Source organism: Sulfitobacter marinus (assembly GCF_900116285.1).
Lineage (GTDB): Bacteria > Pseudomonadota > Alphaproteobacteria > Rhodobacterales > Rhodobacteraceae > Sulfitobacter > Sulfitobacter marinus.
In genome coordinates, this window is record NZ_FPAJ01000002.1 from 702,640 (window position 1) to 713,200 (window position 10,561).

Here is a 10,561-nt window from a genome sequence, read left to right on the forward strand (position 1 = left end):
GCCAGAGAAGCGGGGCGCGGTGTACGTCTTCATCCCAAATGGTCTAAAATCCTCGCCGAAGGCATAGAATCTTTTTGGCTCAGTCCTTGCCGCGATATGGTTCGACATATTGCAGTGCCATGTCCCATGGAAAGAAAATCCAAGTGTCCTGGCTGACTTCGGTAATGAAGGTTTCTACCTGCGGTCGGCCTTTTGGTTTCGCATAGACCGTGGCCAGATGCGCGTTGGGATAAAGCTTGCGCACGACCTCGAGGGTTTTTCCGGAATCGACCAGATCATCGATGATCAATATGCCGGTACCATCGCCCATAAGCTCAGCGTCTGGCGCTTTGAGAACGACAGCATCCGATTGATCCTGGTGATCGTAGGATTTGATCGAGATCGTATCCACGGTGCGAATGTCCAACTCACGCGCTGCGATCATCGCGGGGGCCATGCCGCCGCGTGTGATGGCAACCACCGCGCGCCATGCCCCATTATCCGGCCCCATCCCATCCAGCCGCCATGCCAATGCACGGCTGTCGCGGTGGATTTGGTCCCAGCTGATGTGAAAGCCTTTTTCGTGGGGCAGGCGCGAGGGGTCTTTGCTCATTCGTTTAGTCCTTTGCCATATCAGGTGCGTCGACAGCTTTCATGCCGACCACATGATAGCCTGCGTCCACGTGCAGGTTTTCACCCGTGGTGCCTGAGCCCAGATCGCTGAGCAAAAACAGCGCTGATTTGCCGACTTCGTCGATCGTGACATTGCGGCGCAGCGGTGAGTTATATTCGTTCCATTTCATAATGTAGCGGAAATCGCCGATGCCCGAGGCAGCCAGTGTTTTAATCGGGCCCGCGCTGATCGCGTTGACGCGGATACCGTCCTTGCCCAGATCCTCGGCCAGATATTTCACCGATGCCTCAAGCGCTGCCTTGGCCACGCCCATGACATTATAATGCGGCATGACTTTTTCCGCGCCGTAATAGGTGAGGGTCACGGCACTGCCGCCTTTGTTCATCATCTTTTCCGCACGCTGCATCACGGCGGTAAAGGAATAGACCGAAATATCCATCGACATGGCGAAATTGCCACGGCTGGTGTCGACATAACGGCCGCGAAGTTCGTTTTTGTCAGAAAAACCAATGGCGTGGACGACGAAGTCTATATTGTCCCACCGCTTTTTGATACCGTCAAACAGGGCGTCAATCGACTCTTCCGACCCGACGTCGCAGGGCAAAACCATATCGCTGCCCAATTGCGCGGCCAATGGATCAACACGTTTTTTCAGCGCATCGCCCTGATAGGAAAACGCCAACTCGGCACCCGCGTCTGCCAAAGCGCGTGCGACGCCCCAGGCAATAGACTTGTCATTCGCAAGACCCATGATGAGCCCACGCTTGCCTGCCATCAGGTCATTTGCCATTCCATTTCCTTCGAATTGCGCATTATGTTTACGATGGTTTATGCGATTGATTGTTTTTCGGCAAGGCTGTGCGGCCAGTGTGTGTTGCGGGCAACCTATGCGAGTGTTTATTGGCTTGCGCGCGGCTTTCCGTTGTTCGGCTTTGTTAAATGATATAGTGGGCTGCTAGTATCAGTCTGGGCTTAGGGAGTAAGGGTTCGTTGGGAGAGAGTGAAGCACGCAAAGGTATATTTGCGGGGGATAATCCGTTTGAATTAGCGCGGCGCTGGTTGGCCGAAGCGACGGATGCCGAATTAAATGACCCAAACGCAATTGCGCTGTCTACGGTTGATGCACAAGGCATGCCGAATGCGCGCATGGTATTGCTCAAAGAAATCGAAGAGGACGCTTTTGTGTTCTACACTAATTATACCAGCGCAAAGGCGGGCGAATTGGATCACGCCGGAAAAGCCGCGTTTGTCATGCATTGGAAATCATTGCGCCGGCAAGTACGGGCGCGCGGGATTATTTCGAAAGAGGACGGTCCGAAAGCCGATGAGTATTATCGGTCAAGGTCGTTGAAAAGCCGGTTGGGCGCTTGGGCTTCGGATCAATCAAGCCCATTGTCTAGCCGGGCGGCTTTGATGGCTGAGGTTGCGAAAGTGACGGTAAAACAAGGGCCTGATCCCAAACGCCCGCCCTTCTGGGGGGGATATCGCTTGGCACCGCTGGAGATTGAGTTTTGGGCGGATGGCGAATTTCGCCTGCATGATCGATTCGTCTGGCGGCGTCCAAATTTAGGATCAGGCTGGACTGTTGCGAGGTTAAGCCCATAATAAGGCCTGAATGCGACAGAAAGTTGATTTATCCGTAGAACCAGAATTTAGATTACCAAAGGGCATTTGTGTCAGATTTAGATAATACCACCCCCGTTGTTTCGGGAACAGTGAAATGGTTTGACCCCGCAAAGGGTTTCGGCTTTGTCGTATCTGATGACGGCGGGGCAGATATCTTGCTGCACGTAAATGTGCTTAGGAACTATGGTCAAAGCTCGATTGCTGATGGTGCGCGGGTCGAAATCACTGCCCATGAAACCAGCCGCGGTGTTCAGGCCACGCAGGTTCATGCCATCCATCCCCCCCAGACAGGGCAATCGGGCCCATTGGAAGAAATCGTCGGTGTCGATCCCGCGATTGTGAACGCGGCACCAATTGAGCCGGCGCGGGTTAAATGGTTTGATAAATCAAAAGGGTTCGGCTTTGCCAATGTGTTCGGCAAAAGCGCTGATATCTTTTTGCATGTAGAGGTGTTGCGTCAGTCGGGGTTGTCGGATGTGCAGCCCGGTGAAGCATTGGCATTGCGCGTCATCGCAGGTGAGCGCGGCAAGATGGCGGCAGAGGTTTATGCATGGGAAACAGTGATTTTATCCGACTCGGACGCCGAGTAACCCAGTCCCTTTTTGTGCGTTCCATATTTGTGCATTCCATATTTGCACTGTGTATTGCGGCCAGCCTTGCTGGAGCCGCATCAGCGGCCTGTTCTGAAAACACGGTCACGCTGCGGGGCGATTGGGGGCAGGCGCGATTCTCGGTCGAGGTTGCGGATGACGATGCAGAGCGGGCCCAAGGCCTGATGTTTCGCAAGTCGATGGCAAGCAGTGCAGGCATGTTGTTTGTCTATACCCGTCCGCAAGCCATGCGGTTCTGGATGCGCAACACGCTGATTCCATTGGATATGCTGTTCATCGATTCCCGCGGGGTTGTGAAACATATTCACGAAAACGCCGTGCCTTTGGATGAAACAATGATTTATGGCGGTGAGAATTTGCTGTCTGTGCTTGAGATAAACGGCGGTTTGGCGCGGCATATGGGCATTAAAACAGGGTCCGAACTGCGTCATTCGGCCTTTGCGGCGCACAACCCGGCATGGCCCTGCTAATTCGGTAGATTTCTGTGAAGTTAGGGCTTTTCAATCAGATCACTTGTGGCTAAGTAGGCCGCAGTCGGGGCGTGGCGCAGCCTGGTAGCGCACCTGTTTTGGGTACAGGGGGTCGGAAGTTCGAATCTTCTCGCCCCGACCACTTTAAGAACCATCCACAATATAGTGTTCCTGATCTGCTTTTTGCAGGTCAGAACGCTATATTTGTGTTCGATGGGTATCATCCTGCGGTTCATCTTTTGCGTATCGCGAGAAACCGGCGTTCTTTTTGAGGGCGCGTTATTTTTTTCTATTGGACGCGGATCTTTCAAATCTTCCCTCCGGTGTGTGAAGTAGTTTGTGGATATCTCAAGTGGTGGATGAGGGGCGCGCGCTAAACCGCAGCGTTTATTGAAATATCAATCGTTCAGGCAGAGGCGCGCAAATCGTAAACTCCTGTGCATATTTTTGCCTTGAATCATCAAGGGGCAGGACGCCTCAAAAAAATCCCAGTTCGGTCAAGTCTCAAGTTCAGAAAAAATACGAATATTTTCATTGACCGCATAGGGTGTTCTACGTCAGTTTGTGTGAATTGACGGTCACGCCACTACATCTAGTGATTAACATTAGGCGGCGGGCTGATAAGGCAGATGAGGCAAACGCAGCTATCGCGCATGTTTGGATGCTTATCACGGGCCACCATGGCCCCACGGTGAAGCGTTCTCTGTTTTGGTCAATAGTGTTGGGGCAGTCTGCAATGTCAGATCCGGCCTCGTGTAGATGAGCTGAGAAAAACGGGGCGACAGATATGAAAATCGAAAGAAAATTCACGACTTCCGGGCAAGATGCATATGCAAAACTGGATTTCGTGAGCACAGTTTCCGAAATCCGCAACCCGGACGGATCGGTGGTTTTCCATCTCGATAACGTCGAAGTCCCTTCCAGCTGGAGCCAGGTCGCCTCTGACGTCATTGCCCAGAAATATTTCCGCAAGGCCGGCGTGCCGTCGGCGACCAAAAAGATCAAAGAAAAGGGCGTGCCAGAGTTCCTGTGGCGCTCGGTTCCTGCCGATGATGCCACCATGGGCGGCGAAACGTCGTCCAAGCAAGTGTTCGACCGTCTGGCGGGCGCATGGGCCTATTGGGGTTGGAAAGGTGGCTATTTCACCACCGAAGAAGACGCCCAAGCCTATTACGACGAAATGCGCCACATTCTGGCGTCTCAGTCGGGTGCCCCGAACAGCCCGCAGTGGTTCAACACCGGCCTGCACTGGGCCTACGGTATCGATGGTCCGGCGCAAGGTCACTACTATGTAGACTACAAGACTGGCAAGCTGACACGTTCGAAATCTTCTTACGAGCACCCGCAGCCCCACGCCTGTTTCATTCAATCGGTTGCCGATGATCTGGTGGGCGATGGCGGCATCATGGATCTGTGGGTCCGCGAGGCGCGGCTGTTCAAATATGGCTCCGGCACAGGCACCAACTTTTCCAGCCTGCGCGGCGCGGGCGAGGGGCTGTCGGGCGGTGGTAAGTCGTCGGGCCTGATGGGTTTCCTAAAAATCGGTGACCGCGCTGCTGGCGCGATCAAATCCGGTGGCACCACGCGGCGTGCGGCGAAAATGGTAATCGTCGATGCGGACCACCCCGATATCGAAGACTTCATCAACTGGAAGGTCATCGAAGAGCAGAAAGTGGCGTCTATCGTTGCGGGTTCAAAAATGCACGAGCGCGAGTTGAACAAACTGTTCGCCGCGATCAAAGCATGGGATGGCGTTCAGGCGGATGCCTATGACCCAGCCAAGAACGAACAGCTAAAGGCGGCAATCAAGGACGCAAAGAAATGCGCGATCCCAGAGACTTACGTCAAGCGCGTGTTGGATTACGCCAAGCAGGGTCACACCTCGATTGAGTTCCCAACCTACGACACCGATTGGGATTCCGAGGCTTACTCCTCCGTTTCGGGGCAGAACTCCAACAACTCGATCCGGGTCACCAACGCGTTCTTGCACGCTGTTGAAAAAGACGCCGATTGGGAGCTGATGGACCGCACAACGGGCCGCGTGTCGAAAACCATCCGTGCCCGCGATCTGTGGGAACAGGTTGGCCATGCCGCATGGGCCTGTGCCGATCCGGGCATCCAGTACCACGACACTGTCAACGAATGGCACACATGCCCCGAAGACGGTGCGATCCGTGGGTCAAACCCCTGTTCCGAATACATGTTCCTTGACGACACGGCTTGTAACCTCGCGTCGATGAACCTGCTGACCTTCCTCAAAGACGGCGAATTCCAGGTCGAAGACTACATGCACGCCTCGCGTCTGTGGACAGTGACGCTGGAAATCTCGGTGATGATGGCACAATTCCCGTCCAAAGAGATTGCTCAGCGGTCCTATGATTTCCGCACGCTGGGTCTGGGCTATGCGAACATCGGTGGCTTGCTGATGAACATGGGCCATTCCTATGACAGCGACGAAGGTCGCGCGCTTTGTGGTGCCCTGACGGCGATCATGACCGGCGTTTCCTACGCCACATCTGCTGAAATCGCAGGCGAACTGGGCGCATTCCCCGGCTACAAGAAAAACGCCGACCACATGCTGCGCGTCATCCGTAACCACCGCAACGCTGCAATGGGCAAGTCGGACGGCTACGAGAACCTTGCGGTCAAGCCGGTCCCTTTGGACCACGCAAACTGCCCCCAACAAAACCTGATCGCTGTTGCGACCTCGACCTGGGACGAAGCGCTGCGCCTTGGCGAAAAGCACGGGTATCGCAACGCCCAAGTGTCAGTGATTGCCCCCACGGGCACCATCGGTCTGGTGATGGATTGTGACACCACAGGGATCGAGCCTGACTTTGCCCTCGTGAAATTCAAGAAACTGGCCGGTGGCGGGTACTTCAAGATCATCAACCAATCCGTCCCTGCTGCATTGGAAAAGCAGGGCTATGGATCGGCCCAGATCGAAGAAATCATCGCTTATGCGGTGGGTCATGGCAGCATCGGCAACGCGCCGGGCATCAACCACACCACATTGGTCGGCCATGGCTTTGGCACGAATGAATTGGCCAAGATCGACGCGGCATTGGCGCAGGCCTTTGACATCCGTTTCGTGTTCAACCAATGGACCCTGGGCGAAGAATTCTGCACCCAAGTCCTTGGTATCCCCGCCGAAAAACTGAACGATCCGACGTTTGATCTGCTCAAGTCCCTTGGTTTTTCCAAGAAAGACGTTGATGCGGCTAACGACCACGTTTGCGGCACCATGACGCTGGAAGGTGCGCCGCACCTGAAGGAAGAACACTACGGCATCTTCGATTGTGCCAACCCCTGCGGTAAAAAAGGGACGCGTTATCTGTCGGTCAACAGCCACATCTACATGATGGCAGCGGCACAATCGTTCATCTCGGGCGCGATTTCCAAGACGATCAACATGCCCAACGACGCGACCATCGAAGATTGCCAACAGGCCTATGAATTGTCCTGGTCCTTGGGCGTGAAAGCTAATGCGCTGTATCGTGATGGATCGAAGCTGTCCCAACCTTTGGCTGCGGCTTTGGTCGAGGACGATGATGAAGCCGCCGAAACCCTTGAAACCGGCAACATCCACGAAAAGGCCACTGTGCTGGCCGAAAAGATCGTCGAAAAGGTTATCGTCAAAGAGATCATCAAATCGCACCGCGAAAAGATGCCTGAACGTCGCAAGGGGTATACCCAAAAAGCCATCGTGGGCGGTCACAAAGTGTACCTGCGCACTGGCGAATATGGCGACGGCAGCTTGGGCGAAATCTTTATCGATATGCACAAAGAGGGTGCCGGTTTCCGCGCGATGATGAACAACTTTGCCATCGCCGTGTCCGTGGGCCTGCAATATGGTGTACCGCTCGAAGAATTCGTCGATGCCTTCACCTTCACCAAGTTCGAGCCCGCCGGCATGGTTCAGGGCAACGATAGCATCAAGAATGCAACATCGATCCTTGATTACATCTTCCGTGAATTGGCCGTGTCCTATCTGGACCGCACCGATCTGGCGCATGTGAAACCCGAAGGGGCCACATTCGACACCATCGGCCGCGGCGAGGAAGAAGGCGTGCGCAACGTGTCCGAGATTTCCGAAAGCGCCGCGACGCGGTCTTTGGAAGTGCTCAAGCAGATCAGTTCGACCGGGTATTTGCGCAACCGCATGCCGCAAGAGCTGGTTTTGATGCAAGGCGGGCAGGGGATGGCTGACGTCGCGGTGATGGACACTGGCACAGCTGCGGTCGCGCAATCGGTCACCACCTCCGTGGAATCGACGACTGCGATTTCCAGCGGTGCCGTCGGGATCGACGCCCGAACCAAAGCCAAGATGCAAGGCTATGAAGGCGAGGCCTGCGGCGAATGCGGCAACTACACGCTGGTCCGCAACGGCACCTGCATGAAGTGCAACACCTGTGGGGGTACGTCCGGTTGTAGCTGAGGGTGATGACCTGATGTGTGGATGAAATGCCAAGCATATATAGCCCATTTCGGGGTGTTTCGGCGGCCATTTACAAGGTGATTAGCGCCTAGTTCACGTAAGTCATTGATTTTATTGACTCGAGCTAAGAGCCGATCCTTTTGGAATTTGATGGTCTAGTACAGCGGTCAAGTAAGGGAAACGAGACTTCTAAAGGGGCATGAGCCTGAAGCCCGCATGGTATTGCATACCATGCGGGCGTCGAATTTTTAGAAGTCGCGGGCTGAGTGAGGAGGCGTTTTCCGCGCTCAATCCATCAAATAGGAGGCCGGTGCGCTCGCCCCTAACGAAGGCCAAGCCACAGGTGTAAAACAAACGAGCGGTTAACGATGAGCTTGGCCATGCGAAAATTAAGGTGCCCCCTGGGTTCCCTTTTTTCTTTGGTACACTTGTGAAGAAGAGTTCGCTGGATGAGGAGCACATCACCCCGCCTAGAATAAAATCAGTTCATCGTCAGCGGCAAGGATATAGAAATTCCCCTGGTCTATCAGCGCTAGAAGGTGCCTCAGTCGTGGCAGAAAACCTATGGGTCGCTAACAATCGATAAACGAGGATCGCGATGTAAATCTGCCCTGATTTTAAATCCTTTTGAGCAACGGTGACTGACAAGCTGATAATTCATAGTGACTGGTGTCCGGTCCTATTCAGTTTTTTTGAAAATTTTGTTTGCACCGGATTTGAAATATTTCGTTGAAAATAGCTTAAAACGCTCACGGCCCAGACGGGCCGTTGACCATGACACCTCATTGCTGCTCATGCAGCCCGCATTGCGGTCATTAGCTGCAACTGCAAAATCTAATGCTTTGCGAATTCACAGAGTGCGGGCAAAGCGAAGTTTCCCTGCGCTGCCCCACCATCGACTAAACGCACCAAGAGCACATTACAGCGCGGTAGCAGCGCCAATACTGTCAGGGTCGAGCCACTTTCGACATGTTCCGCGATCCTGACAAAGGCCGCCCTCAACGCCGCTCGTTATATCTGCGTGGTCTTTGCACGGCATATTACCCCAACCCCCTGCACGCGGCCCCAGCTTTGGATCATATCACAATGGTGCACCGCTCATATCCCATGGCGGATACCGGTACGAAAGCGCAGCAGGTCCTACAGATCCGGGGGGATTACCTGCACACCGACGCGCTGAAACGGCGGCTATCGGCTGGCCAGGCATGGCGGCAGTATACACAACTATGTTGCAAATACGGCATCTGAGCAGCGCATAAGCACATAAAGGTTAACACTTTATTTACAATATGTCGGAAATGTGGTTTGCCTGATTCTGCTTGAAGACCTGTGACGCCAAGACCGACGTCACTAAAATGCTCCTGCCATTATTTCTGGTATCGGAGTCCGGGCAACACGGTCGAAATCTGCGGCACCCTTGGCTGGGGGTCGTATTTCGAATGTTGTGCGAATTGGAAAAATGAATATGAAGCATCTCAATGCCTCTCACGGGTACCGTCCCGTTCACCGTGCGAAACTGCTGCGCATCGCCCCCCTCACACCACAGGCCAATCACGGCACGGTATCTGTCAGTGCCCCGCTGGCACCGGTGATCGGGTTTCATCGTGTTCTTGCCGCGCGCTGCGGCTTTCCGTTCCGCCTGCGGAGGGTTTTGCGCAGTGCCTTGTTATCTGCGACGGCGCTGGTGGCGGTGGCGGCACCGGGCTGGGCCGACGAGACCATTGATGGTGGTGACCCTGTAATTGTGGACGGACGCGGGCTTGAGGGTGCAGGGGGGACAGGAACACAGCCGAACCCTTGGAATACCGGGGGTATCTTGGTTGTTGGCCAATCCTCGACTGGCGGGCTCAAAATCATTGCGGGTGGCAGTGTTACCAATACCTATGGCGCTATCGGCCGCTCATCAGGTGCCACCGGCACGGTGACGGTGACGGGGGCCGGCTCCCGCTGGACGAATACGGGTAATATTCCGGTCGTAGTCGGCGATAGCGGCACGGGTACGCTGACCATCGCGGAGGGTGGCGCGGTCAGCAGTGCAGATGGCACTATCGGCAAGGGCACAAACGCCCGCAGCACGGCATCGGTGACCGGGACCGGATCAATCTGGACGAATACTGGCAACCTCAAAGTCGGCGCTGACGGCACCGGTACGCTGACCATCGCGGATAGCGCCGTGGTGCAGGCAAGCAAGGTGAACGTTGCACGCGTAGGCATGTCCAGCGGTACGCTCAATATCGGGGCGGCGGCGGGGGACACGGCTGTGGCGGCGGGGACGCTTACGGCCTCAACTGTGGTGTTTGGCACTGGCACCGGAAAGCTCGTGTTTAACCACACCGACACCGACTACACATTCGCCGCCGCCATCAACGGGGCCGGATCGGTCAATGTCCTGTCAGGCACAACAAAACTCACCGGCAGCAATACTTATTCGGGTGGCACGACGATTTCCGGCGGCACGCTGCAAATCGGCAATGGCGGCACCAGCGGCAGTCTGTCCGGCGATGTTACCAACAACGGCGCTTTGGCCTTCAATCGCAGCGGTGCGTTAACCTATGGCGACGACATTTCTGGAACGGGGTCTCTCACTAAATCGGGCACCGGCACCCTGACCCTGACGGGGACGAGCAGCTTCACTGGGGACACGACGATTTCCGGCGGCACACTGACCATCGCAGAGGGTGGCACGGTCAGCAATGACGACGGCACTATCGGTAAGAATGAAGACACCACCGGCAAGGTGACGGTGACGGGAGAGGACTCGAGCTGGACGAATACGGGCGACCTCACTGTTGGCTATTACGGC

Annotated in this window: 7 protein-coding genes and 1 tRNA gene; 6 read left to right on the plus strand and 2 right to left on the minus strand. The window is 55.1% G+C overall.

Going from position 1 to position 10,561, the window contains the following annotated elements; genetic code table 11:
- Nucleotides 1-79: 79 nt before the first annotated feature.
- Complete coding sequence (gene gpt, locus BM347_RS08825; RefSeq protein ID WP_093916035.1) at nt 80-592, minus strand: xanthine phosphoribosyltransferase; 513 nt, start codon at nt 590-592, stop codon at nt 80-82.
- A gap of 4 nt (nt 593-596) precedes the next feature.
- Complete coding sequence (gene fabI, locus BM347_RS08830; protein WP_093916036.1) at nt 597-1,403, minus strand: enoyl-ACP reductase FabI; 807 nt, start codon at nt 1,401-1,403, stop codon at nt 597-599.
- 200 nt (nt 1,404-1,603) lie between these two features.
- Between fabI and pdxH the strand changes: the two genes are divergently transcribed.
- The 6 genes from pdxH to BM347_RS08865 form a co-directional block, all read left to right on the plus strand.
- Entirely contained in the window at nt 1,604-2,218 is a 615-nt protein-coding gene (gene pdxH, locus BM347_RS08835) for a pyridoxamine 5'-phosphate oxidase (protein WP_093916037.1), read from the plus strand.
- Between the two features lie 68 nt (nt 2,219-2,286).
- Complete coding sequence (locus BM347_RS08840) at nt 2,287-2,829, plus strand: cold-shock protein (RefSeq protein ID WP_175498535.1); 543 nt, start codon at nt 2,287-2,289, stop codon at nt 2,827-2,829.
- A 14-nt stretch (nt 2,830-2,843) separates the two neighbouring features.
- The gene (locus tag BM347_RS08845) at nt 2,844-3,320 is read left to right on the plus strand and encodes a DUF192 domain-containing protein (protein WP_425442455.1); all 477 of its coding nucleotides are present in this window, start codon (nt 2,844-2,846) and stop codon (nt 3,318-3,320) included.
- 65 nt (nt 3,321-3,385) lie between these two features.
- A tRNA-Pro gene (locus BM347_RS08850) sits at nt 3,386-3,462 on the plus strand.
- 645 nt (nt 3,463-4,107) lie between these two features.
- On the plus strand, nt 4,108-7,758 hold the full coding sequence (locus BM347_RS08855; RefSeq protein WP_093916039.1) for a vitamin B12-dependent ribonucleotide reductase: 3,651 nt from the start codon (nt 4,108-4,110) through the stop codon (nt 7,756-7,758).
- A 1,465-nt stretch (nt 7,759-9,223) separates the two neighbouring features.
- Nucleotides 9,224-10,561 (plus strand): autotransporter-associated beta strand repeat-containing protein (locus BM347_RS08865; protein WP_175498536.1); only part of this gene is annotated, 1,338 nt, incomplete at its 3' end.